Consider the following 23,661-nt stretch of genomic DNA (forward strand, 5'->3'; position numbering starts at 1 on the left):
TATATTAAGTTGTTGATTGATAAACCAGCTGCCTAAACGTCCCTGTCTTAGGTGTCAGCCAGCTGTCTTTACTCAGCGACTTGCCGCCCAGCTGCGCCGCCATGCCCGGCTCCGTGGCGATCAGCAGGCTGACGTCCAACATCAGCTGATGGCTCGTGAAGTCATGGCAGATGCTCACCAGCGCCTGCAGCCGCCGGCTGCCGCGCTGATACTGCTGATAATGCGGGGCCCCCAGCGGCCCGATTTGAATATGCGCGCCGTACTGGGCATCGAAAAAGCGGCTACCGATACGCGTGCTCCCCAGCTTGCCCAGCTTTTGGCTGCCGTTTTTTTTGCCGTCGTCGATCCATTTGGCGTAACGCGGCGTAATTTTGATGGGGACGGCAAAGTAGGCCGCCAACATCTTGTTAAGCTGGCGCAGCGAGCGGCGGCCCGGCAGATAAATGCCGGGGTAGGCTTCACGCAGGCGCTGGATATGCGGGTTCACGGCCAACGTGGTGTCGACGCCCACCGTCTGCCGCAGATGATGCAAGAACGGGTTTTTGTCATCGTCATGGTCATGCCCGATCATCGCCTTCAGCTGCGCCCAGGCCCGGTAATGCAGTACGGCGAAGCGCTGGCTGACGATGCCGACAAACTGCTGGAACGCCTGATTACGCCTGGCGATGACTTCGGTGCGCGCGTGCTCGGTCACATGGATCGGCAGCGGGCCGTAAGGGGCGAACATGCCGAAATGCCGCGCCTGAATCAGCACCTGCGTAGGGCGTTGTACGATGGAGGCGATTTCACGCGAGGCGAAGCCCATATCCGCCGGCTGGGTGATGCAGAGCCTTTCGCGGCTGCGATCGTTGGAGACGCCGAGCCGCGGCGCATCCGGCTGCGCACGCTCAATGCGCCGCAACAGCTCGAAGAAATCCTGCCGATTGGACAGCCCGCGGATTTCGGCCTGGCCCACGCTTTCGCCTTGGGACTCCGGCGCCGGCGCCTGTTCCAACGACAGCGCCGTTTCGCGCATCAGCGACATATCAGCCATAGTAGAGCGCCCCCAGTCGGCGTGGGTTTCCCCATCCAGCAACAGCTTCATGCTCAACGTTTGGTTTAGATCGCCGTATTGGCTCAGCGCGTGGTGCAATATTTTGCCGAACAGATAGGCGCCGTGATCGGCATGATGATTGGCGCTTAGGTTGACGGCGATCTCGGCCCCGCGGATCCAGGCGAGCGGCCCCGGCCCCTGATTGCGTTCGAAGTGGTGCTCCACCCAGGCGTTTTTGATGCTGGCGATGCGTTTGCGCTGGCTGGAGTCATCCTGATGGCAGAACAACGACAGCCAGTCGCGCAACAGCGCCGAGCAATCCTGCACGTCAGGGCGCGCATGGCGCAAAGGATTGGAGGCCAGCATCTGGATCGCTTGCCACGCCTGGCTGATGTTAGGCACTGCAACAGGGTTGCTCGGATAGCGGACGATCTCCACCTGGTGGATCGGCATCGCCGTTTCCAGCTGAAAATGCGGTTGCTGCAGGTGCGCAGGCACCAGATGCCGTTCGCAGACCAGCGCCTCGACGCTGAGCGACGTGATGTCATCGATGTCGATGCCGCTTTTGCCCGGCGAGATGGCGATGAAGGTATCTTCGTTGGGCAGGTGCGGATTGTTGTATTTGGATGGCGACGGCTCCCGGCGACGGTGCAGCGTATAACCGGCCGGCTCCCGCTCGCAGTCGTAGTGCACGTCGGCCTGCAGCGAAGAGAAAATCACCGGGTTGCCGTCGGGCAGCATGCCTTTCACCTGTTTTACGCTGTGTATCTCATACAGCGAGGTGTTCAAACGATCGACCACCAGCTGGTGCTCCGTGCGCTCTCCCGTCAGCAGCACCGGCGAGCAATGGCGGCGATACAGGTTGATGACCGGGGTCGCGAAAAGATGAAAATCCCTGGCGTTGACGCGGCCGATCAGCGTAAGCGGGCGTTGCTCAAGCGCGAACAAAATCTCGAATTCATGGACGCGTTCACATTGGCGCAGAAAATCCCGCACGCCATGCAGCTCCAGGCTGAAGAAGCGGCTCGGCGCCGCAAAGTATTCGCGCATCAGCCGGTTGCCGGGCAATTCCCCCACCGCGGTGGGCAACAGCGCCTCTTCGTCGCCGACGCCGCCCAGACGCAGGCTTTCCGGTTGCAAGACTTTGATGACCGGCCGATCGTCGTTTTTCGCCCATAGCACGATGCGCAAAGTGCGATTAAGCAGCGCGGCCATCAGCTGGTTGGCCCGCACCGTATCTTCCGCCAACGTCAGGTGCAACGGCTCGAGATCCAGTTCCGAGACGGGCAACACGCCGTGCGTGGTCAGGCCGATTCTGACGTAGGCCGAACAGTCTTGCATATGCCTGGCTGCGCCGTCGGGCAAATGGTGAGGCGGCAGGATTTCGCATTCCGCCAGTGCAATCTCAACGGGCTGCACTTTAATATGCCGCGCCGTGGTGAACGTGGCGGGTTTGTTGTTCAGCGAGATATCGTTCAGGGTCATTCGGCTCCCGCGCGGCAGGTCAACCTGGCTATGCCACTGGGGAAAAGAGAGATCGGGCTTAATCGCGACGGTGGCGATCGCAGGAACCGGCGTGTACCACAAGGGCGCTAGGCGCGAAAGCATTTGCAAGGCGAATTCTGGCTGCTCGTTGTTCAGCTTTTCCTGAATGCGGGTGCAAAGAAAAGCAGAGCCCTCCAACAGGCGCTCGACGAAAGGATCCAGCACGCCGTCGATATGCATGCCTAAATGCTGAGCGACCTGGGGATGCGAAGAGGCGAACTGACGGCCGGCCTCGCGAAAATAACGCAGCTCATCATTATATAATTGGAGAAAACGCTCACTGAACATAGTCACCTCTATTAATCAAATACGTGTACGGCGCCACAGGAATAATCAAGAGCTATGCGCAAATTCACCAGCATTTCGTCACCCGGTAATGAGCAGGTGCCATAGATATCGAATAAGATCGCCAATACATACGATTGACGCTCATTCACTACCGGCACCACGCGAATCGTTTTCGGATCCAGCCGTGGCTCAAAAGACGTAATGATTCTTTGTATATGTCTCGCCAGCGTTAGCGGATCGGTATTAATCGGTATTCGTTGGCTCAGCGACGGCAGGCCATAATTCAATACCGAGCTTTCGCTGTGCGCATAATCGTGAAGTTTTAAATCTGCGCTGCGCGATGCGTCATTCAATAAGAATTCGATATCGCGCACCAGGACGCGCCGCCAATTATCGGCGCTGCCGCTTTGACTTCTCACGCTGAGCTTATCGAATAGCATGGGTAATGACGCTTTCATTTAACACCTCGCGGTAATGATTGTGTCTGCCCGCAAGATCTGCGGGCAGACGGCCTGCAATAAGTGTTACGACATCAATGATCAGATGCGGGCGTTAAGCTTGAGGTCATACCCCGTCTTAATCACCGCACCCATGGAGCCATCGTTGTTTTGCTCTTTGTACTCAACTTCGATACGTGCGAAATTCAGCTTGATAACATCGGTTGGCAGCACGGTATCGATTTCAGTACCGATGGTGGAGTTCAGCGGCATATTACCCACGGTCTTGAATGAGGAAACCAGGCAGTTACTGAAGGTCACGGCAATAAAATCTTGCTGACCCTGGCCTGATTTACGGCAAACAAGTTTTGCCTGAGGAATATGCTCGCCGGTGGCGCACATCAGAAACAGCTTCGGCGAAGCCTTATTGCTTACCATACGGAATTCAAAGTCTTTCATTTCGACTTTGCCGGAACCACCGCCGCTGCCGAATCCCCAGCGCCCGGCATTTTCCTCCGCCCATTGCCAGGCTTGCAGCTGAATCCATCCCGGATAAGTTTGGTCAGGGGATTCACCGTCAACACCTTCAATCTTCAAAAAATAGTCTACTAAAGCTTTAGTGCTCATTTTTGTCTCCTTGACTGATAGGTCCTACTACGTTAATTGAAATGTCTACTCAGATAAGTCGTTATATTGCCTACGCAATCATTGAAATAGCGACAATGGGAACCCATTAGCCATTAATAAATAGCCATGACGCAGAGAATAACGCCGCTAAATTTCAATGAAATATCAATTCTCACCCACGCCATTTAATAATTAACGTCGGCAATATCCAAACCAATAACCAGCCGTGACTTATCTGCTCCCATCTTTTTTGGCTGACGGAAGTTTTGATACCAATCGCAAGGACACGGTCATGCCTTCCAACTGGTAATGCGGGCGCAAATAGAAATGTGCGCGGTAATAACCCGGATCGTCTTCAACGTCCTCAACGCGAACTTCGGCGGCGGCCAATGGACGACGCGCTTTCGTCGCTTCCGTCGACACGGAAGGATCGCCATCCACGTAATTCATCAGCCAATCATTCAGCCACAGCTGCATATCGTCTCTGGAACGGAAAGAACCGATTTTGTCGCGTACGATGCATTTCAAATAGTGTGCAAAGCGGCACGTGGCAAAAATGTACGGCAGCCGGGAAGAAAGCTTGGCGTTGGCCGTCGCATCCGGATCTTCATATTTCGCCGGGGCATGCATGGTGCAAGAACCGATAAAGGCGGCGAAATCAGAATGTTTGCGATACACCAAAGGCAAGAACCCGGCGTCTGACAGCTCTTGCTCGCGCCGATCGGAAATGGCGACCTCCGTCGGGCACGTCAGCTCATAACCGCCCTCATCGGAAGGGAACGCGTAGGCGGGCAGTTCCTCCACCGAGCCGCCGGATTCGATGCCGCGGATTTTCGAACACCAGCCGTACTCATGGAAGGCGCGGTTGATGTTGACGCCCATCGCATACGCCGAGTTGGCCCAGGAGAAATCATCATCCATATCCGGCCTGACGGCCTCCTCGAAAGCGAACTCTTCGATCGGGTTGGTCTTCGCACCGTAAGGCAAACGCGACAGGAAACGCGGCATGGTCAGCACCAGATAACGCGAATCGTTGCTTTCGCGCAGGCGGCGCCAGGAAGCGTATTCCGGCGTGGTGAAAATCTTGCCGATATCCCGCGGGTTGCCCAATTCGTTCCACTTGCTCATCTGCAGCAGCGACGGCGAAGCGGCGGAAATAAACGGACAGTGCGAGGCGGCGGAAATTTTCGCCAGCTCCGTCAGCAGCGTCACGCTCATCGGGCTGTGATCGAACTCAAAATCGCCGATGATGCAGCCGAACGGCTCGCCACCGAACTGGCCATACTCTTGTTCATAAATTTGTTTGAACACCGGGCTTTGATCCCAGGCCGATCCGCGGTAGCGCCGCAGATTGCGCGTCAGCTCATCCTGGCTGATGTTCAATACCCGAATCTTCAGCGTTTCGCTGACGTTGGTATTGTCAACCAGATAACTCAGACCTTGCCAGGCGGACTCCAGCTTCTGGAACTCCTTATGGTGCAAGATATTGTTCATCTGCTGCGAAAGCTGCTCGTCAATCTGGGCGATCAGCGATTCAATGGTCAATACGACATCCTGGCTGACCTTGACCTTGCCCTGGTTGGCATATTCGGACAGCGTGCCGATGGCCCGACGAACCGCTTCTGAGGCCTCGTTCGTTCTGGGCCGGAACGAACGCTTGAGCAGACCGTCAAGCTCGTTTTCCGTTTCCTGCGTTTCAACTTCAGCGACCGCCGTTGCCTGCTGCTTAGCTGAATAGCGTCGTTGCCTCGCTCTCATTCCTCATCTCCTTTATTCCCGGAATCCTGCACATCCTGTTCTGCATCCGCGACCGTTTTACGTGCATCCGTCACCAAACGATGCAGAAAATCGGGCTTCTCAAGCAGATTCTTCACCACCTCTTCCGCGCTGGATTTGCCATCCATATACGTGATCAGTTCCGTGAGATGTTCGCGGGCCTCCAGCAGGCGTTGCATCTGCGGAACCCGTTTGGCGATGGCGCCGGGCGAAAAATCCTCCATCGATTCAAACTCTAATTCCACGTCCAGCAGCGCATCGTCCTCACTCAAGGTATTCTCCACGTAAAATTGAAGACGAGGTTTAATGGCCCGCATGCGATCGTTGAAATTGTCCTGATCGAACGTCAGGAATTTCCGCTCTTCGATCGGCAGCAAAGGTTTTTTCCGATGCCCAGAGAGATCGGACATGACCCCCGTGACAAAAGGTAACTCTACTTTCTTTTGTGAACCGTAGAGCTCTACGTCATATTCAATTTGCACGCGGGGCGCGTTATTTTTACCGATAAATTTCTGAGAGCTTGAGTCCTTAGCCATTGGAAAACTCCTTTGTGAGAAAAATTACTTCCCGGACAATTGATTTAACGAGGCCAGAGATTCCGGCAAAAGCTCCTCAACAATCGTCGCGAAGTCCATACCGATCATTTTTTGTGAACGTCGAATAAGAATGGGGGCCGGATGGCTGGGCTCATAGTTTTGGAAATAGTCCAAAACCTGGTCCAACAGCAAAATGACATCCTGCCGGGAACGGATATATTTGCCAGGCAGGGTGGCCGGCACCTCCGCCGCTTCCGCGTCGGCCGGCGCAGCGCCGATCTCCTCCGGCAACTCCTGCTGTTCGAGAGAGAGCAGTTGGCGGCTGAAGAGCGCTAAATAGTCGCGTACCTGGCGGCAGTCCAGCCGGTAATCTTCAGCCTGCAGGTTGGCGTAGTTTTCCACGCGCTCCAGGGCGTCGATTCCCCGCGACAGCTGTTCTTTTAATGACGGCATATTTCTGCCGGCAAAATAGCTGTCAGCCTGCCCCAACACCTTCACCACTTCCGAAAAATGCAGGCTTTTGCCTTCCTGCTCGTCCATTCGCATATTGAGCAGTTCATCGGTGGTTAACGGCGTATCGGGGAAGATCTTGCTGTTTTTGATTTCGTGCAGGCAGGACGAGGTGGCGAGCCAGCCTAACGCGGCCGCATGGAAGCTGTCCGTCGCCGGCTCCATATCGGCCTGAGGGAAAATGGTGCTCCCCTCTTCGGCATATTTGCCGTCGATAGTCGTGATGCCTTGATAGACAGCCGAAAAACCATCGATATGAAGGTTAGCGCGCATAAACCACAGCACGACATGTAAATCGAAGCACTGTTCAAGTAAGGCGGCGGATTGCTCGCGAATAGCATGCCAATTGATGTCGCGCGCATTATCCACGGCATTCAGCGGATCGGTTTGGCTGTCAAATTCCGATAACGTGAATTCAATTTCACTGTATCGAGGGTCAAATTCGACGCCGTTAACTGCTGTTGAGATGACTTCATTCATGGCCTGATATCCTTTTCATCAGCACTACAAACATAAAGCCTATAAAAATGGGCTTTTACATTCGCCAGTCTTTCCCAGAGTCCTTTTAGCGTAATTAGTCGTCACCAAGCCCGCAAATTGTTTAGATGTATTAATATTAACAACAATAATAGATTAAACCTATCAATAAAAACTCAGTGATCGGTTTAAACTATTTTACATTTACATATTTATTTTTTAATTTTAAAATCAATAAGTTACAAGCAATAATTATGCAAGCTAATAATAGGAAAAAAATCAAAAAATGCCCTAAAAACAACGTTTCTCCGTTGGTAGGATAATTCCAATAAAACCTCAGAATACAAATAATTTAACAATCAAATGGTAACCATGCTAAATAGTGAAATTTTTTCATACAAGCATGACAGTCATTCGTTTCTTGCGATCGGGTAGCACGAAATGATCATGAGAACACGATGACAGTGTGACTTTCATTTCCAGCACTCAGTACTTACAAATGCGAAACCTGGTGTGAAAATAAACAATTTGGCGAGAGTTTTGATTATTAATTTTAAAGCTTAGGTTCTGAGTTAACATTCCGCCGTGGCGCACCTAACACGGTATTGGCGCGCAAACAGCTGGGTTGATAAAGCGCATTTTTTATAGTTAACCCAGGGTAATGATCAGATTAACTTAAGATTCACTCCCCCACTCACCGACGTATTCTTTTACGCCAGGCCAGCACTGAGTCAGCATCTAAAAAATCGCTGGGTTCGATAAAGTGGTATAAATAATATCATTTCACCTGCCGGAAAAATAACCACTTCAATCTTGTGACGGCGATAACCCCGTTATGACCAGCGATCCACTCCATGCTCAAGGGATGTTTTCCTAACTGATAAGACCACTAATTTGATACTAGCAAAGCCAAAACCAATATCAAGGAAAAACATTATTTTTTTAATAAAAAATTAACAAAATAATATACAATTATTAAACAATTCAATAACTTAAAAAATCAGTATTTCTGTTATTTTTAGTCTGATAAAAATAGTTCACCAAAGTTTACAACCGATCATAATGCCACTCATAAAATCAGTCGGAATCTCTTCACCGTTGAATTCACATCAAAAAAAAAGGAAAAAATCGAAAATAAATGCAACGAGCAGCATTCCTTTCCACAGGATCAACTTTCGCAAAACAAAATAAGCAAGATAATTCCCAATAAGATGGCGAAAAAGAACCGCTAATTAGTTAGCGGTACAAAATAAAAACAAGATTAACCCTATGGAGTTATATCACACGCGCTTCGTCGATTATTATTAAGGAAAAAAACCTTATTGATCTTTATGTTGCCACCATCCTCACACAGTGACGCCGCCGCGACTCCGGGGGTAAACAAAGACATAAAAAGAATGTGCAGCCGCATAACCAGGTAACGCGTGAAAACGGCCCAGAGACTTTTTTTACCCTACGTTCAGCCGGTGTGAGAATGTTATTGCGGGTGAAAAAGCGGAACGCAACCTCCCCTGCCTCCTTGAACGTGCGCTCCCTGAGAGAGCCGCCGCCTTTCAGCTATCCCTCCACCTCACGCGAAAAGTCGGCGCGAAGCCCACCGTTTTACTGATCCAGGACATCTTTCGCATTCACCTGGCTGGTACATTGATTGAAAATCATTCCTATTCAGGAGAAAAGGCCATGGTTAAATCACTGAATGCGGCATTCACTCGTCTTTTTGATCGCCCGGACGCCGGCAAGTTGGCGCTCAGATTGACCTTCGGCGGGCTGATGCTGTTTCACGGCGTAGCGAAAATTCAGCATGGCGTCGGCTGGATCGCCGGCGCGCTGCGGGAACAGGGGCTGCCCGCCTTCATCGCCTATGGCGTGTATGTGGGCGAGATCCTGGCGCCGATACTGATCATTTTGGGGCTGTTCACCCGCCCCGCCGCGCTGGTTTACGCCTTTACGCTGGTGGTGGCGTTTTTGATGGTGGGCACTGGCAAGGTATTCACCGTCACCGACGTCGGCGCCTGGGGCATTGAAAACGAACTGGTGTTCTTTATGGGCGGGCTTGCCATCCTGCTGCTGGGCAGCGGCAAATACGCGATCGCGCGCAATGAAGCCTATCGATAAGCGGTACCATGATTAAGGAGGTTCCTGATGTGAACCTCCTTTTTGCACGCTTAAGGTTTGGTGAGCAGCGTGTTCGCCATGAAAGACAATAAGGCGGTCGATTCGGGGAAGGCCGCGCGGTTCTCGGTGACCGCGCGATCAAACCGCCAGTTCATGATGTAAACCACGGGCGCAGTCGGATACCGATTAATGAAATCCCAATACAGTTGAATTTGCGCATGAAGTTGCTGGTCGTTCATTCCTAACGACGCCGTAGAAGGCGGTACCAACACCCACTTTTGTCCGGCTGCGCTTATCGGCGCCAGGCGATTGTAGGTACTCCACATATCCGCCACCGACCAGTTGTAGTTATCCACCCCAACCCAATCGGGCGTGCTTTTGACGTTGGCCGGGCACGCGGTCGCGGGTGCGCCCTGCTGTATTTCACGGATCCATTCGGCGTTGTTGGCATGCCGGTAGGACAAGATGGTATAGACGGGGATCGCGACCCCATACTGCTGCATGGCCTGCCGCAGGGTGCAAACATAGCTGGAGTATTGGTAAGCGTCATATTTCCCCGCGGTCTGTAAGGCAGGAACGTCGAACGGCTCATCGATAAAATAAATGGCGCCGGGCTTATATTTAGCTTCGGCGATCTTCTTGACCACCGTCCAGATGGCGTTCCAGGAACCTGCGGCCCGGCAACTGCTGTTCGAGACCGCCCCAGGGCAGATATCGATAAACGGCGATCCCGATACCGCCCCCGAACCAGCCTGAATATTCACGGCGCAGGTGCCACCGGCGCAAACAGGCAGATTAAGGCTTGCCATCGTGTGCACCACATTCAGATTGGTCATACTGAAGCCGGTGTCGGTAATCGCCTTAAGCGCTTCTGTGGCGCTGAAAGACGGCGTGGCGGTTTCATAAAAGTCCAGCCAGTCATAGCCGTAATACTTGATATTGGCATTGGGGCCCGCCGCCAGCGCGTTAGCGCCGAACAGGCACCAGCACAGCAGTGCAAAACGTTTCAACATACTCTTCCCCTTCAAACCCTCGTCGATGCTAGCCAAAGGTGGGCGGCAAACGGCGCCGCCGACCGGAAACACCATCATGGCACCGGCTATCGGCGGTGGCCCGCCGTTTGCGTTGTACAGCGGCAGAGCGAACACGTTTCAGGTTTGAGGAATACGTCGCGTCGGTTTGCTTGCCGAGCGGCGAGGAGACGCGGGTAAAAAAGAACCTGGAAGAGCCAGGCAAAGCCCGGCGGGAATCAAGCTTTAGAGTCTGAACCGCCGGCTATCGGCCATTAACTCTCGGCCAGGCGGTACACCGGGACCTTGCGCGTGGTGCCGGTCAGGGTGTCGAAGATCTCCGTTTCCGCCGTCACGATCGCCATGCCGGTTTTTCTTAGCCTGCGCACCTCGGCGGCAATGCGCTGGATGCCGAACCAGAACAATCCGTCCAGCGCCGTTACCGGCAGCCCTTGCTCGAGCGCCAGTCTGAGCCGCTCACGCGGCGCCTTGAGCGCCTTGGCGATTTCCCGGTAAGGCAGCGCGTCCACGCCCGATGCCGCCCGGCGGTGAATGCGGGTCGACAGGCTGTACTGAAAGGCCTCCGGCACGCCGCTCAAATCGCTTTTCAGGCTGTAGACGCAGCCGAAACGCTTGCCGTTGAACACCACATTCTTCTGGCTGAGCGGCAGCTCCTCCCGTATTCCGGCGATCAGCTGCGGCGCCCGCACCAGCAATAACCGGAAAGGCAGTTCGAAGCTGGTTACGTAGTCCACATTGAGCAGCGCAATGCGCAGACGCTCTTCCGCTCCGGCCTGCGTCTCGCGGCACTCGTTCAGCACCTCGCTCCACTGGTGCGCAAGCCGCGGGGCCTCATCCAGCGGCGCGAAATGGTATTTCTCGATGTGATAGTCGATTTTCTCGTTCATGCCCGTTAGCCCCCGCGTCAGTCATCATTGCCATCAGCAAATTACCCTATCGTCTACGCTGACATTCGCAACAGCCAGCGCATCGGCAATAACGCGAGCTTGCCCGCTGACACTGGGAGCGGAATACCCGACTTTGTCATTACCGTCGTTGTTAACAGCACTGCCAAGGATCACTCCGTGGATAGCATTACCATCTCGAAGCGCATCCTCAAGGCGCTTGAGAGCAACAATGGCAATACCGGCACCGTCGATCGTGCCATTAGCATCCACTGAAAATGGGCGACACAGGCCATCCGGTGATAAGAATCCACCGGGGATGGCTAACTGAGACTCAGCGCTAAAAGCCGGTATTGCGGCCCCGCCCGCCAGCGCAACGTCGCATTCCCAGGTCAGAAGACTGTTACAGGCAAGATGAACGGCAAGCAGCGACGTCGAGCAGGCCGTATTGACACTAATGGCCGGGCCACCCAGGCCCAGACGATAGGCAATAAGCGTAGCCGCACTGTCTTTGCGGTTCATCATTTGCAAATAGTCCGGGCCAAAAGCGGCTAAATGACGGGGGTTGTGCTGTAAATGTTCTTCGAAATAGCGGGAGTGGCGTACACCGGCGAAAATACCCGTGCGCAAGCGCTGATCTTCATGGCATCCGCCAGCCTGTTCCAATGCCAGCCAAGATTGCTCCATCAACAACCGAAGCTGCGGGTCGAGAGCTTCGGCCTCTATTGCACTTAACCCGAAAAACTCGGCGTCAAAAAATTGAGGATTTTCGAGAAGTGGACGACGATGGATCCAATTTTGCCCCGGTTTTTCTTCAGTGGTTGCTGGAAACTCATGAATTGAAACAATGCCAGACTTAATATTTTTCCATAACAAATCGACGTCTTCGGCGCCTGGGAAAACCCCTTGCATTGCAACGATGGCTATATTCATTTTTATTTACCAGAAAAAACATTGAAAAGCGCCTACCGAAAAGGCACCACGTTTATTCCTGGCAATAAATTACTACTTATAAGATAAAATTATATTTTATGTATTATTATTTAATAATTAACTTTAGTTTTTTTACTATATATCTTTGTAATGAAGTGTCAATACCATTGACATGAAAAATTCACAAAAATCAAATCACCCTTTAGACTGGCATTGCTTTCACATAAAAAACCAAAATCCTTATCATTATTTGGCCACCTCACTAACTTTTAGTCCCGAGAAAGAATAAAATGCTAATGGCAATTGTTGAGATAAAAAACAAAAAATTACCAGAGAGGTTAAAATACAAAAAAATCAATCGGATAGCATAGATTTTTTTACCCTTACCTAATTTCATAAGAGGATTTTATGACAATGAGCCATGGAATAAGAACTTCTTATTTTCAATAAAAACCCAACATCTTGCCGAAACATACAGCTTCAGAGCGGCCAACATAAACCCCATAATTTTCAATAACCTGATAACCGTTCTTCAAATAAAAGTTTACCGCAACATGATTAATCCTTCTGGTTTCGAGACAGATACGCTGATAACCATAACTTTTAGCCGCGGATTCTAACTCTTGCAGAATTCTTAGTCCTAGTCCGGATTTCTTTTCCATTGCAAACATCCTTTTGAGTTCACAAGTTGTAGAACTCAAAGGACGAAAACCGCCACATGCAACGGCCTCTCCGTTTCTCAACGCCAGTAGAAACAGTGCACTTTCTTGGGAAAAATCTGCTAAATCGGCATTCTTCGAACCATCATTTCCTGTTATGTGATTAAGAGCTGCGTTTAATTGTTCAATTAACAAAACAACACGTTTGTCATTTGACGGGTCTATAACAGGTTTGATTTCAATATTCATTATTACCTCAAATTTTTTGTTAAAATTAAGTTCGAAGCGGCAAAGCTGGTTGTCGACCATGGGTACACGCACGTGAAAGCCGCTGAGACAGTCAATGTCAGTCATTCGCACCTCCTTGGGCATCGGACTTGTTCATCTTTCGAGCTTGCTATCATACCGGCTTTTCGGGCAATCAGCGAAACAGGACCCCGTTGCTATAGACCGAGTTATGCTGTTTGATGGTGAAGTTAAAGGTAAATCCACGATCCTTCACTGGCTGACCGTGCCGTCGTATTCGATATCGTATTTCACATTGACAATGCCATTGGTATTTTTCAACAGAGCCTGTTCAGGAAAAACAGGGATGATTTTGATGATGGCGCAAGGTGCCGCACCGGCACCGTGCGTCGGCTTAATGCACAATACAGCAGCGGCAAACGTAGGTTTTCTCATGTCATCATCCATTGGTTAAAAATGAACTTTTGCTGCAAGACTTCTCCTCGACGATCGTCCCTAACTATAGGGCAGACCTGATAATATTGCGTTGCTGCGGTGATCACAGCTCGCCGTACAACGCGGCGGGTTCCGCCAGTGCCGCAAATTCGGCAGAACCAGACCGATGTCACCGTTCTCCTGCACATGCAACGAGACATGTCGCCCTTGATAGCTGCGGGTGCGATTGCCATCCCGACGAGTGCGCAGCAGGCGGCACAACTCGGCGAACACCGGCCTGCTGAAGGTCGCGCGCAGCTGTCCGGATGCGCGAACGACAGTGTAAAATCTGGCGATGGCGTTCAAACATTACAACGAATGGCATCCGCACAGCGCGTTAGGCTACCGTTCGCTGCGGGAATATCTTCGACATCGGCAAGCTTAAATAATAGATCCGATGACTCTGGAATTATGGGGACATACCCACCAAATCTATTCATCATTATCTGGCTGTAGACATCCCCCCAATAATCCTATCCACGACTCGTCCCAATGGAGCGATATCCGTCGTCGTAACACTTTGTATGGTCTTTTGCCAGGTAATCCATACGTTTCAGTAAATCGGTAACCTGTTGCATATAATCAGAGGAATTACTATTCAAATAATACATCCCATTTTTAGTCAGATTAGCCAATGCCGAATATTGTTCCCTGTCCACATTTAATGCACTGCACCACGCCTGCTGGATTAATGCAGCTAAACTGTCATTTGAATCAAATTTTCCAGCGCCGTAGTAGAAGTCTTTATTCAGCAGGAGTAAAACGTGATAATGCTTACGGCGATTACGCTCACCGACCTCCCGCACCCACGCATAGCGCAATCTATTAACCCAATTACGTCTCCAGCGTCGATTCTTCTTTTGGCAATCCACTTTCAGTTTGGCCTTCAGCGATTCGATAAAACGGGTAACCTCTTTGTTGGATAATCCATATTGATAACCTCGAGGAAAACGCAAATCAACTCTTAAAGCTAAAGTGCGTGGAAACTCACTTACAGCATCCTGAATAACATCATAAAATACCTGTTGATATTGAGAATTATAGGAATATATTTTCACCTTAGCTCCATAGTAAGCCGCCTGCTCATTTGGTTAAATAAGATTATTTCACGATTACGTATGCAGAGTAAAAATCCACACCTGTTACATTGAATAACCCGACAACAATTCAATATTTAACCAGGCAATTCATAGTGGGCTCATCAAGCTACCGTCATTAATCACATGTCATCGTTAATAGATTTATCACTCATACTCACAACACATGAGCGCAGACGCAAACGCGGTCATTTTATGTCTCTGTTGATGGCAGTGACCCCATCCCATTCAATGACGTGCTCTCCCGTGTGGGTGCGGATAGCGTGCGCTTCGCCTGGGACAAGCTGCGCAAAGGCAAGACGGTGGTCGTTAGCGGTGAAGGGATGCAAACCACCCGTTTTACACTGAAAGGTGCCGGACAGGTTTTGCCCGCGTTTCCACAATCCGACTGTAAAGTCGGCGCCGCCATTCCCGCTGGTGAGAACTAATCTTTCCCCCTCCACGTTTATTCGCTGACGATGGCTCACTTCCCGTACCGCGCTCTCCGTTCGGGGAGTGAGTTCAACACGCGTTACACGCTGCAGCAATAAAAGACACTAATACTCCCAATGAGTTAAGATCTTTCTCAGTACCCCTGCAATTTGTAAAGGATTGATCGTTTTCAACGATCGGTAAGATCACATTGATCTGTACAACCAATTATCTTTGCCGCGCTGTCGCCGTTAAGATCGGGCAGGATATTATTCGGTGGTAACTATTTATTCATCCTGTGAATACCACGTAGCGCTCGACAATTTGTCAGGATAAAACCCCGTACTCAGCCATGTCGCGAACGTCTGCTAACCGCACGCTTTCCCGCGATAACGAGATTGACGGTTCAGGGAGCACGGCAGAAGGAACGGCGTTTTCTCCCTGCAGCCTTCCCGGGTTATCGGACCGTGGCGCAGAGCTCTTTTTATCCTCACGGACTCTTTCGGCCCTGAAGCGGCCTTTTGTTTTTTTCTGAGGCGACGAACCATGAATGCCCATCGCACCACAGGCAAACGCCCCGTATCTCCGCTGGCCACACTCCCCGATCGCCGGGTGCCCAATGCACTTTTGCACCGGGAGAGCGTGCAGCGCATTCTCGTCATCAAGCTGCGCCACTTCGGCGACGTCCTGCTGATGACACCGCTGCTCAGCACATTGCGCGTCAACTACCCCAATGCGTTGATCGATGTTCTGGTCTATGACGGCACCGAGGCGATGCTGGCCGGCAATCAGGATGTTTATCTGGCTTTTACCGTGGATCGAGAGCTCAAACGCGAGGGGCTGAAAGCGCAATACCGCGGCGAATATGCGTTATGGAACAGCCTGCGGACCGGCCATTACGATCTGGTGATTAACCTCTCCGATCAATGGCGAGCAGCGTTGTACTGTCGTTTTCTCAAGCCGACTTTCAGTCTGGGGTTTCGCTATCCCAAACGCGACAATCGACTCTGGCGGGGCTGCCATTCGTTACTGGTCGACGTTGCCGACACGGCGCAGCACACCGTGCTGAATAATCTCAGCATTCTGGCCCCTCTGGCCTTGCCCACGACAATCACGCAGGTGACGCAGGCCTGGCGGCAATCTGATGCGGATGACGTTGACCGGCTCAGCCGACGCCATCACCTGTCCGATTTTGTGCTGATACAACCAACTGCTCGCTGGGCTTTCAAGACCTGGACGGTGGACGGATTCAGCGCCGTGATTAACCACCTGACCGCCCAGGGCAGAACGGTGGTGCTCACCGGCGGACGCACGCAGGATGAAACCACCATGATAAGCGCCATTATGGCCAGCTGCCTGTTACCGCAGCGGGTGGTTAATCTGGCCGGGCGTCTGGAGCTGCCGGAGCTCGCGGTGTTGATTGACCGGGCACGGCTGTTTATCGGGGTCGACTCGGTACCGATGCACATGGCCGCCGCGCTGAATACGCCCTCGGTGGTGCTGTTCGGGCCCAGCGACCTCGCGCGATGGTCCCCGTGGCAGGCGCCCCACACGTTGCTGTGGGCCGGAGATTATCGTCCGCTACCCGCCCCGGAAGCCGTTGACACCAACACCCGTGAGCGTTACCTCGCGGCCATCCCGGCCGGCGATGTGATACAGGCGGTTAACAGGCAACTGGCATCCATCGCCGAGTCTGCGCAGTGTTAACCCTATCGCGGCTTTTCACCGTTTATTTTCTCTTATCAATGAGTACGCAACGATGCTATTCAACTCAACAGTTTCCTCGTCGATACAGACGCCCCCTCAGCAGCGGTTGTTTGCGTTTACCGCCTTTTTGCTGGGTGTCTCCCTCCCGACCTCCAATCCCCTGATGAATATCTCACTGGGGCTGGTTGTCATCTGTCTGCTCTGGCAGCGCGATATCCGGCAGTTAGCTGCTCTCGCTTGTCATCCTCTGGTCTGGTTGCCGGCCCTGATGTTTGCCCTGCTGGCGTTGTCATTGCTGACGCATGCCCACACCTACGGCCCCAAAATGGTCGGCAAATACCAAAAATTGCTGTATGTCCTGCCGCTGGCGCTGTTCTTCCTGGCGGACCCGCGGCTGATGACGCATTTTGTCCGCGGCTTTCTGTGGGCCAATGCCACGATATTGGCCATCAGCCTCACGAGCGGGCTTGGCCATGTCACATTGGGCGGGCTGAATCCCGACAACCCTACGGTGTTTAAGCTGCAAATCACCCAGAACGTGTTTATGGCGCTGGCGGCACTGGTCTGGTTGTCGCGTGCTTTTGCCTGTAGCGGCAAACGGCGCTGGGGGTATGCGGGGCTGGTGTTGCTGGCGACGGTTAATGTTCTTCTCCTGGTGCAAGGGCGTACCGGGTATGTGGCCTTGGCCGTTGGCATGGGCGTCTGGTTATTGCTTACCCTCCGGCGCAAGCAGCAAATGGCCGTGCTCGCCTGCGGCATACTGGCTATCGTGATGCTGGTCATGACCCCCAATCGCGCCATGGAGCGCCTGTCACTGGGCGTCCAGCAAATTCAGGGGTGCATTTTCGCCCCGGCTCAAACGGCTTATGCGGCCTGCGACAACTCCATGGGGCAGCGCACGGCTTTCGCCCGGGAAGCCCTGCGACTGATACAGCAATCCCCGCTGCTGGGTAACGGCGCCGGCAGCTTCTGGTACGGTAATACACAAACCGGCTATGGCGTGCATAACCCACACAATGAGTACCTGCTGGAAACGGTGCAGAGCGGCTTACTGGGATTGATGGTGTTCCTCACCTGGATGTGGGGCTGCTACCGCGTTGCCTGGCGCTTGCCGCCGGCGCGCCGCAATCTGTTTGTTGCGGTGCTCAGCAGCTACATGGCCTGTCATATGTTCAATTCCTTCCTGCTGGACTCGTCCGAAGGGCACCTGTTTGTCATTATCGCCGCGCTGCTGGCCGGGCTTTCCCTCAATGCACAGCAGCCAAAGCCTATATGCGCCAGACCGCCCCAAACATGATAATGGCCTGAGAGGCCTCAAAACCACGCGCTTGTCAAAGGGGTTCATCCCCGGCAATCACAACCTGCCATCTCTGAGCAACACCAACATGCCCCGTTCATCTGAGCGGGGCATTTTTTATGGCGTGATACCGCCGTTTCTCACTGTCCCCACTGTGGCCGGCCCAATCCACCTCAACGTAAGGATAATTCCTGTGAAAGAGAATAGTGCCAACAGCACATCATCAACACGTCCGATAATCGACCGCTCAACACTGACAGCGAGTCTCGTTCGCGACGAAGATCGCCTGTCATTTTGGCTACAGCACTTTGGTGACACTCCGCAATGGCTTCACCTCGAGTCACCGATATTTTCCTGGATCAACCTCCTGTGTAAGGACTACCACGGAGATTATTGGGAGTTTTACACCCTCAGTAACGGCGGCGCCTTTATCATCCCTTCAACGGAGAGAAAATACGCCCTCTTTAACGCCCTTAACGGCAATAGCGCAACGGTGGGACATGAAGCCGCCGGCATTATTGCTTGCCTCATCACTTACAGCCACCACGCCTGCCGCACCGAATGCGATGCCATGACCGAACACTACTATCGCCTGCGGGATTACGCCCTCAGCCATCCCGAAAGCAACGCCATTATGCGCATCATCGACTAACCCTCCAGACAACGGCACCCCATCATGATGAATATCACCTTATCTCCGGCAACCGCCGGTTTGCCCTTACCCACCCAACGCACCATTCAACGCGCACTGGCGTTGCTGGAGCAGCATTTACGCAAACCGGGTGAACCCTTCACCGCCCCGTTCATGGTGCGTGACTGGCTGCGCCTGCAAATGGCCCGGCTGGAGCGCGAAGTCTTTATGGCGCTCTACCTCGATAACCAGCATCGCCTGCTGGCGCATGAGTCCCTGTTTAGCGGCAGTATTGCCAGCACGCAGGTGCATCCGCGTGAAATCGTGAAGGGCGCACTGAAGCATAACGCCGCCGCAGTCATTGTCGCGCACTGCCATCCTTCCGGGCATGCCGACCCCAGCGAGGCAGACCGACTCATCACCCAACGGATACAGGACGCGCTGGCGCTGATTGAAGTCAGGGTACTGGACCACTGCATTGTCGGCGGCATGATCGTGTACTCGTTCGCCGAACACGGGCTCTTATGATTTATCCGACGCAATATAGAGGGAGGCTCGCATGTCATCGAACAACACTGTTCCCGCCTGGGGACTGAAACGCAACGTCACGCCACAGCTTGGCGCCCGTCTGGTGCAGGAGGGGGGACGACTGCATTTTTTGGCCGACCGTGCTGACATCAGCGGAATTTTCAGCGACGCACAGCGCCATGATTTAGATAATGCTTTTCCGCAATTTATCAAGCATCTGGAGTTGATGTTGCTCTCCGGTGAGCTCAATCCTCGCCATCAGCACTGTGTCACGCTGTATTGCCATGGCCTGACCTGCGAAGCAGACAGCCTCAGCTCATATGGCTACGTCTACATTTCGATTTATCCGACATCTGAAACGCCCAGGTAAAACTCCCACCCATTTTTAGTCTCACACCGTTCTTATTATCCAACAAAGAGATACGCCTTATGCGAACAGCACCCGCGTCACCCACACGGGCGGCTCAGCCTTGCCCGTCGCCCATCACTGTCTGGCAATCCTTGCTCACTTACCTGCTGGCGCAGCACTACGGCCTGATGCTCAACGACACCGCATTCAACGACGATGCAGTGATACAAGCCCATATCGATGACGGTATGTCCCTCGCGGATGCGCTGAATGCCATGGTGGAAAAGTTTGATCTGGTACGCATTGACCGCCGGGGCTTCAGCGGTCTGGCGCAATCGCCCCTTGTGACCGCCATCGACATCTTGCGCGCCCGCAGGGCCTGCGGCCTGATGACGCGAGCCGGTTACCGGGAGGTCACACGTGCCATTCAGGGAGACAAGCAACCATGAGCAGTGACACATACCCCACCTGGGCGCTGTTCACGGGTATTCAGTGCAGCACCGCCCACATCACCGATGGTGACAACGCGTTGCTGTACCACGCCTCATACCAGCAGGAGGAGTATGGCCACGGCGAGTGGCTCCATTTTACCGGAACGGGGTACCTGATTCGGCTCAATGCGTGGCGACATCCGGTACTTCATCTTAAACGGTTGGGACTGTCAAAAGCCTGCCGCCGGCTGGTTGCTACGCTGATGAACCATCACCCCATCGCTCTCCTGCACCTCGATGCGGCAGGCGATATTTTGTCGGGGATTGAGACCTTTGACTGGTGAGTGCCTCCGGCATCATCCCTGACCCGAGCTCAATGACAGGTACCACAACAGAACACCCGCCCTTAAACCGGCGGGTGTTTTCATTATGGAGTAACAATATGATGCAGACTGAACCTGAAGTATTAACCGACCACACAGAGGTGATTTGCTCCACCAGCATTGAACGCATCATCACCGGACGTAATACCGCCCTGGAACAGATTGATGCGTTAATCCGCCAGCTTGATGCTATCTCAACGCTGACCAACAGCATCGGTGGTGGCACCGTCAAAGACTGGGGTATTCGGCCGGGACATCGCTACGACTGCTGGTTTACGGAAAAACCGGAAATCGCCATGAAAGCCATTACCCGTAGTATTGATCGCGATATATGGAGAGACCTCATGAACAAATCGGGAATGCTGAGCCTGATGGATGCGCAGGCTCGCGCTGAATGGCACAACAGCCTGGAAAAAGAAGATATTCCCGCCATCAGCGAAAGCAACATCCTCAGTACGTTTGAGCAACTCCATAAAAATAAGGGAGAGGTATTTGAACGCGGCGTCATCAACACATTCAAAAGCCTGAGTTGGGACTATAAAACCAATAACCCATGCAGGTTTGGCAAGAAAATCATTGTGGAAGGTGTCGTAAAGCACGACCAATGGGGATTTGGACTCAACTGGGGCTGGCAACGTGACCGGCTGACTGACCTTGAACGCATGCTGCTGTTGCTTGATGGCAAACCGATCCCGGACAATCGCGAAGATGTCACTCGCCTCCTTGGCGATCATATCCATTCAAAAAGGAGCAGTACCTACTATGAGGATGATATGTTCGCAATCAGGTACTTTCAGAAAGGGACGGCGCATATCACTTTCAAACGCCAAGACTTAGTTCACAAATTGAATGACATAGTCGCAAAGCACTACCCGAATATGCTGGCTAAGTGATAACGTGTTCTGTGGAAAGCTGTCTAAATGAGTCCAGATGGAATCAAAGCAAGCTAGCCATGAATGGCACACTGATTGGCATACCGGAAGATGGTTAAATGGGAAATAACCTTTTAATTCAATGAAATAATAGAATTTAGTGGCGGAGAGAGGGGGATTTGAACCCCCGGTAGAGTTGCCCCTACTCCAGTTTTCGAGACTGGTCCGTTCAGCCGCTCCGGCATCTCTCCTAACAACGCTTGCTATCATGCCCGCTTTTACGGCATTTTTACAGCATTAGCATACCGCTGAACGTTCAAGTGATGAGTTTACGAGCAACCTGATGATTAAATGGCCGTGGAAAGCGACTCAACCCTCTCAACCCCAGGCAGACACTCAGGCCCAGTGGCAGGACGCGCTGGCGATCCCGCTGCTCTCGCCGCTGAATGAGCAGGAGCAGCAGCGGCTGGTGGCCGTTGCCGGGCAGATCTTGCAGCAAAAGCGCATCGTGCCGCTGCAGGGGCTGCAGCTCACCTCGCAAATGCAGGCGCGCATCGCCCTGCTGTTCGCCCTGCCGGTGCTGGAACTCGGCGCGGAGTGCCTCGACGGCTTCAACGAAATTCTGCTCTACCCCACTCCGTTCGTGGTGGAAGACGAATGGCAGGACGAAATTGGCCTGGTGCACTCGGGGCCGGTGGTGCAGTCCGGCCAAAGCTGGGAACAGGGGCCGATCGTGCTCAACTGGCAAGACGTGCAGGACTCTTTCGATCTTTCCGGTTTCAATCTGGTGATCCACGAAGCGGTGCACAAACTGGATATGCGCAACGGCGGCGTCGCCACCGGCGTACCGCCGATCCCGCTGCGCGAAGTGGCCGCCTGGGAGCACGATCTGCACGCCGCGATGGAAAGCCTGCAGGACGAGATAGACATGGTCGGTGAAGAGGCCGCCAGCATGGATGCCTACGCCGCCACCGATGCGGCCGAGTGCTTCGCCGTGCTGTCGGAGTATTTCTTCAGCGCCCCCGAGCTGCTGGCCGAACGCTTCCCGGCGCTGTACCAGCACTTTTGCCGCTTCTACCGCCAGGATCCGCTGGCGCGCCTGCTACGCAGCCAGGCGGAGAACGACGCGCAATGGGCTGATTGACGGGCACATTGCTCAGATACCGAGCATTCGCACCACTCAAGGCAATTTAGCGTTGACACACCCGGGGCCGCTGGATATCATGCGCCCCGTTCACACGATTCCTCTGTAGTTCAGTCGGTAGAACGGCGGACTGTTAATCCGTATGTCACTGGTTCGAGTCCAGTCAGAGGAGCCATATTTAGAGAAGCCCGCTTAAGGAAACTTAAGCGGGCTTTTTGCTATGGGGCATTTACAGCCCGCGTTGTTCCATCAGCAGCGCCAAATCGACCAAGCGGTTGGAGAAGCCCCACTCGTTGTCATACCAGGCGAGCACTTTCACCAGGTTGCCGCCGATGACCAGCGTAGACAAACCATCGATAATCGACGAACGCGCGTCGCCCCGATAGTCGCTCGACACCAGCGGTTCATCGCTGTACCCCAAGATCCCTTTCAGCGGGCCGGATACCGCCGCCGCGCGGAAAGCGGCGTTAATCTCCTCCGCCGTCGCCGGGCGTTTCAGCGTCACCGTCAGATCGACGATGGAAACCACCGGCACCGGCACCCGCAGCGAGTAACCGGTCAGGCGGCCGTCGAGATCCGGGATCACCTTGCCGAGCGCCTTGGCCGCGCCGCTGGAGTAAGGCACGATCGACTCTGCCGCCGCCCGCGCGCCGCGCAAATCTTTTTCCGGCTGATCGTGCAGCGCCTGGCTGTTGGTGTAGGCGTGGGTGGTGTTCATCAGCCCGTATTCAATGCCGAAGGCCTGATGCAACACCTGCGCGGCGGGCGCCAGCCCGTTGGTGGTGCAGCTGCCGTTGCTGACCACTTTATGCAGCGCCGGATCGTAGAGCTGGTCGTTAACCCCCATGACGATGGTGATGTCGTCGTTCTTGGCCGGCGCCGAGATAATCACCCGCTTGGCGCCGCCGTGCGTGATGTGCACTTCCGCCTTGGCTTTATCGGTAAAGAAGCCCGTCGCTTCGATCACCACGTCCACGCCCACGCTGCTCCAGGGGATCGCGGCGGGATCGCGCTGCGAAAACACCTGGATCGGCCGGCCGTCCAGCAACAGCTGGTTGTCGCCGGCTTCCACCCTGGCCGCCAGCGTGCCGGAAAGCGTGTCGTATTTCAGCAGGTGCGCCAGCGTCTTGCTGTCCGTCAGATCGTTGATCGCCACCACTTCAAAATCGCTGCGCCCCAGCGCCGCGCGCAGCACATTGCGCCCGATCCTGCCGAAGCCGTTAATGCCTACTTTCACCAT

23 protein-coding genes, 2 tRNA genes and 1 pseudogene are annotated in these 23,661 nt (G+C 53.5%); 12 read left to right on the forward strand and 14 right to left on the reverse strand.

The genetic code is table 11. The features are described from left to right. Nucleotides 1-4: 4 nt before the first annotated feature. The 6 genes from tssF to C3F38_RS18580 form a co-directional block, all read right to left on the reverse strand. A complete protein-coding gene (gene tssF, locus C3F38_RS26645; protein ID WP_233211692.1) occupies nt 5-2,866 on the reverse strand; it encodes a type VI secretion system baseplate subunit TssF in 2,862 nt (953 codons plus the stop codon). Nucleotides 2,867-2,877: 11 nt separating this feature from the next. Continuing rightward, entirely contained in the window at nt 2,878-3,324 is a 447-nt protein-coding gene (locus C3F38_RS18560) for a type VI secretion system baseplate subunit TssE (RefSeq protein ID WP_038872306.1), read from the reverse strand. An 81-nt stretch (nt 3,325-3,405) separates the two neighbouring features. After that, complete coding sequence (locus C3F38_RS18565) at nt 3,406-3,930, reverse strand: Hcp family type VI secretion system effector (protein WP_004935369.1); 525 nt, start codon at nt 3,928-3,930, stop codon at nt 3,406-3,408. 231 nt (nt 3,931-4,161) lie between these two features. Continuing rightward, nucleotides 4,162-5,688 (reverse strand): type VI secretion system contractile sheath large subunit, encoded by a 1,527-nt coding sequence (gene tssC, locus C3F38_RS18570; protein ID WP_019456177.1) that lies wholly within the window; start codon nt 5,686-5,688, stop codon nt 4,162-4,164. Further along, the gene (tssB, locus tag C3F38_RS18575) at nt 5,685-6,242 is read right to left on the reverse strand and encodes a type VI secretion system contractile sheath small subunit (protein WP_038872309.1); all 558 of its coding nucleotides are present in this window, start codon (nt 6,240-6,242) and stop codon (nt 5,685-5,687) included. Before tssB ends, tssC begins: the two co-directional genes overlap by 4 nt. A gap of 24 nt (nt 6,243-6,266) precedes the next feature. Further along, complete coding sequence (locus C3F38_RS18580) at nt 6,267-7,232, reverse strand: ImpA family type VI secretion system protein (protein ID WP_038872313.1); 966 nt, start codon at nt 7,230-7,232, stop codon at nt 6,267-6,269. Between the two features lie 1,677 nt (nt 7,233-8,909). Between C3F38_RS18580 and C3F38_RS18585 the strand changes: the two genes are divergently transcribed. After that, a complete protein-coding gene (locus C3F38_RS18585; RefSeq protein WP_038872322.1) occupies nt 8,910-9,344 on the forward strand; it encodes a DoxX family protein in 435 nt (144 codons plus the stop codon). 50 nt (nt 9,345-9,394) lie between these two features. On the opposite strand, the gene C3F38_RS18590 is transcribed toward C3F38_RS18585, so the two are convergent. The 5 genes from C3F38_RS18590 to C3F38_RS18610 all read right to left on the reverse strand — a co-directional run bounded on the left by C3F38_RS18590 (nt 9,395) and on the right by C3F38_RS18610 (nt 13,532). After that, complete coding sequence (locus C3F38_RS18590) at nt 9,395-10,357, reverse strand: hypothetical protein (RefSeq protein ID WP_047730886.1); 963 nt, start codon at nt 10,355-10,357, stop codon at nt 9,395-9,397. Nucleotides 10,358-10,629: 272 nt separating this feature from the next. Continuing rightward, nucleotides 10,630-11,262 carry a helix-turn-helix domain-containing protein gene (locus C3F38_RS18595; protein ID WP_038872328.1) on the reverse strand — a complete coding sequence of 211 codons (633 nt, stop codon included), beginning with the start codon at nt 11,260-11,262 and terminating at the stop codon, nt 10,630-10,632. Between the two features lie 33 nt (nt 11,263-11,295). Beyond that, complete coding sequence (locus C3F38_RS18600) at nt 11,296-12,192, reverse strand: polyketide synthase (RefSeq protein ID WP_055317411.1); 897 nt, start codon at nt 12,190-12,192, stop codon at nt 11,296-11,298. Nucleotides 12,193-12,635: 443 nt separating this feature from the next. Continuing rightward, nucleotides 12,636-13,205 carry a GNAT family N-acetyltransferase gene (locus tag C3F38_RS18605; protein ID WP_080479024.1) on the reverse strand — a complete coding sequence of 190 codons (570 nt, stop codon included), beginning with the start codon at nt 13,203-13,205 and terminating at the stop codon, nt 12,636-12,638. A 144-nt stretch (nt 13,206-13,349) separates the two neighbouring features. Then, nucleotides 13,350-13,532 (reverse strand): hypothetical protein, encoded by a 183-nt coding sequence (locus C3F38_RS18610; protein ID WP_134268199.1) that lies wholly within the window; start codon nt 13,530-13,532, stop codon nt 13,350-13,352. Nucleotides 13,533-13,857: 325 nt separating this feature from the next. Between C3F38_RS18610 and C3F38_RS26650 the strand changes: the two are divergent. Then, nucleotides 13,858-13,956 (forward strand): annotated as a pseudogene (locus C3F38_RS26650) (integrase core domain-containing protein); the annotation flags it as partial. Nucleotides 13,957-14,044: 88 nt separating this feature from the next. On the opposite strand, the gene C3F38_RS18615 reads toward C3F38_RS26650, so the two are convergent. Next, complete coding sequence (locus C3F38_RS18615) at nt 14,045-14,629, reverse strand: inovirus Gp2 family protein (protein WP_071934073.1); 585 nt, start codon at nt 14,627-14,629, stop codon at nt 14,045-14,047. Nucleotides 14,630-15,625: 996 nt separating this feature from the next. Here C3F38_RS18615 and rfaQ point away from each other — a divergent pair. The 8 genes from rfaQ (at nt 15,626) to C3F38_RS18660 (ending at nt 21,298) form a co-directional block, all read left to right on the forward strand. Beyond that, nucleotides 15,626-16,786, forward strand: coding sequence for a putative lipopolysaccharide heptosyltransferase III (gene rfaQ / locus C3F38_RS18625; RefSeq protein WP_055317414.1), 1,161 nt, complete (start codon nt 15,626-15,628; stop codon nt 16,784-16,786). A gap of 52 nt (nt 16,787-16,838) precedes the next feature. Continuing rightward, the gene (locus C3F38_RS18630) at nt 16,839-18,083 is read left to right on the forward strand and encodes an O-antigen ligase (protein WP_055317415.1); all 1,245 of its coding nucleotides are present in this window, start codon (nt 16,839-16,841) and stop codon (nt 18,081-18,083) included. Nucleotides 18,084-18,276: 193 nt separating this feature from the next. After that, nucleotides 18,277-18,735 (forward strand): antirestriction protein, encoded by a 459-nt coding sequence (locus C3F38_RS18635; protein WP_226909024.1) that lies wholly within the window; start codon nt 18,277-18,279, stop codon nt 18,733-18,735. Between the two features lie 27 nt (nt 18,736-18,762). After that, nucleotides 18,763-19,242 (forward strand): DNA repair protein RadC, encoded by a 480-nt coding sequence (gene radC / locus C3F38_RS18640; RefSeq protein ID WP_055317427.1) that lies wholly within the window; start codon nt 18,763-18,765, stop codon nt 19,240-19,242. A 31-nt stretch (nt 19,243-19,273) separates the two neighbouring features. Next, entirely contained in the window at nt 19,274-19,612 is a 339-nt protein-coding gene (locus C3F38_RS18645; protein ID WP_055317416.1) for a type IV toxin-antitoxin system YeeU family antitoxin, read from the forward strand. 59 nt (nt 19,613-19,671) lie between these two features. Next, on the forward strand, nt 19,672-20,040 hold the full coding sequence (locus C3F38_RS18650; protein ID WP_055317417.1) for a TA system toxin CbtA family protein: 369 nt from the start codon (nt 19,672-19,674) through the stop codon (nt 20,038-20,040). After that, nucleotides 20,037-20,366, forward strand: a complete 330-nt coding sequence (locus C3F38_RS18655; RefSeq protein ID WP_055317418.1) for a DUF5983 family protein — start codon at nt 20,037-20,039, stop codon at nt 20,364-20,366. The genes C3F38_RS18650 and C3F38_RS18655 overlap by 4 nt, the downstream gene beginning before the upstream one ends. Before the next feature lie 101 nt (nt 20,367-20,467). Further along, nucleotides 20,468-21,298: a DUF4942 domain-containing protein gene (locus C3F38_RS18660; RefSeq protein ID WP_055317428.1), complete on the forward strand. Its 831-nt coding sequence runs from the start codon at nt 20,468-20,470 to the stop codon at nt 21,296-21,298. A 140-nt stretch (nt 21,299-21,438) separates the two neighbouring features. Here C3F38_RS18660 and C3F38_RS18665 read toward each other — a convergent pair. Then, nucleotides 21,439-21,528 (reverse strand) — tRNA-Ser (locus C3F38_RS18665). Between the two features lie 92 nt (nt 21,529-21,620). Here C3F38_RS18665 and mtfA point away from each other — a divergent pair. Then, complete coding sequence (gene mtfA, locus C3F38_RS18670) at nt 21,621-22,421, forward strand: DgsA anti-repressor MtfA (protein ID WP_038872331.1); 801 nt, start codon at nt 21,621-21,623, stop codon at nt 22,419-22,421. Between the two features lie 99 nt (nt 22,422-22,520). Further along, nucleotides 22,521-22,596: transfer RNA gene (locus C3F38_RS18675), tRNA-Asn, on the forward strand. Between the two features lie 54 nt (nt 22,597-22,650). On the opposite strand, the gene gap is transcribed toward C3F38_RS18675, so the two are convergent. Beyond that, nucleotides 22,651-23,661 (reverse strand): type I glyceraldehyde-3-phosphate dehydrogenase, encoded by a 1,011-nt coding sequence (gene gap / locus C3F38_RS18680; RefSeq protein WP_038872334.1) that lies wholly within the window; start codon nt 23,659-23,661, stop codon nt 22,651-22,653.

The organism is Serratia sp. SSNIH1, assembly GCF_002935055.1.
Taxonomy (GTDB): domain Bacteria; phylum Pseudomonadota; class Gammaproteobacteria; order Enterobacterales; family Enterobacteriaceae; genus Serratia; species Serratia nevei.

Coding starts and splice junctions, on each gene's coding strand:
- C3F38_RS18595 (WP_038872328.1), bottom strand. CDS start 11,262: ATGAACGAGAAAATCGACTATCACATCGAGAAATACCATTTCGCGCCG.
- C3F38_RS18660 (WP_055317428.1), top strand. CDS start 20,468: ATGCAGACTGAACCTGAAGTATTAACCGACCACACAGAGGTGATTTGC.
- C3F38_RS18600 (WP_055317411.1), bottom strand. CDS start 12,192: ATGAATATAGCCATCGTTGCAATGCAAGGGGTTTTCCCAGGCGCCGAA.
- mtfA (WP_038872331.1), top strand. CDS start 21,621: ATGATTAAATGGCCGTGGAAAGCGACTCAACCCTCTCAACCCCAGGCA.
- gap (WP_038872334.1), bottom strand. CDS start 23,661: ATGGTGAAAGTAGGCATTAACGGCTTCGGCAGGATCGGGCGCAATGTG.
- C3F38_RS18650 (WP_055317417.1), top strand. CDS start 19,672: ATGCGAACAGCACCCGCGTCACCCACACGGGCGGCTCAGCCTTGCCCG.
- tssB (WP_038872309.1), bottom strand. CDS start 6,242: ATGGCTAAGGACTCAAGCTCTCAGAAATTTATCGGTAAAAATAACGCG.
- C3F38_RS18610 (WP_134268199.1), bottom strand. CDS start 13,532: ATGAGAAAACCTACGTTTGCCGCTGCTGTATTGTGCATTAAGCCGACG.
- C3F38_RS18645 (WP_055317416.1), top strand. CDS start 19,274: ATGTCATCGAACAACACTGTTCCCGCCTGGGGACTGAAACGCAACGTC.
- C3F38_RS18605 (WP_080479024.1), bottom strand. CDS start 13,205: ATGACTGACATTGACTGTCTCAGCGGCTTTCACGTGCGTGTACCCATG.
- radC (WP_055317427.1), top strand. CDS start 18,763: ATGAATATCACCTTATCTCCGGCAACCGCCGGTTTGCCCTTACCCACC.
- C3F38_RS18585 (WP_038872322.1), top strand. CDS start 8,910: ATGGTTAAATCACTGAATGCGGCATTCACTCGTCTTTTTGATCGCCCG.
- C3F38_RS18655 (WP_055317418.1), top strand. CDS start 20,037: ATGAGCAGTGACACATACCCCACCTGGGCGCTGTTCACGGGTATTCAG.
- tssF (WP_233211692.1), bottom strand. CDS start 2,866: ATGTTCAGTGAGCGTTTTCTCCAATTATATAATGATGAGCTGCGTTAT.
- rfaQ (WP_055317414.1), top strand. CDS start 15,626: ATGAATGCCCATCGCACCACAGGCAAACGCCCCGTATCTCCGCTGGCC.
- tssC (WP_019456177.1), bottom strand. CDS start 5,688: ATGAGAGCGAGGCAACGACGCTATTCAGCTAAGCAGCAGGCAACGGCG.
- C3F38_RS18565 (WP_004935369.1), bottom strand. CDS start 3,930: ATGAGCACTAAAGCTTTAGTAGACTATTTTTTGAAGATTGAAGGTGTT.
- C3F38_RS18580 (WP_038872313.1), bottom strand. CDS start 7,232: ATGAATGAAGTCATCTCAACAGCAGTTAACGGCGTCGAATTTGACCCT.
- C3F38_RS18560 (WP_038872306.1), bottom strand. CDS start 3,324: ATGAAAGCGTCATTACCCATGCTATTCGATAAGCTCAGCGTGAGAAGT.
- C3F38_RS18590 (WP_047730886.1), bottom strand. CDS start 10,357: ATGTTGAAACGTTTTGCACTGCTGTGCTGGTGCCTGTTCGGCGCTAAC.
- C3F38_RS18630 (WP_055317415.1), top strand. CDS start 16,839: ATGCTATTCAACTCAACAGTTTCCTCGTCGATACAGACGCCCCCTCAG.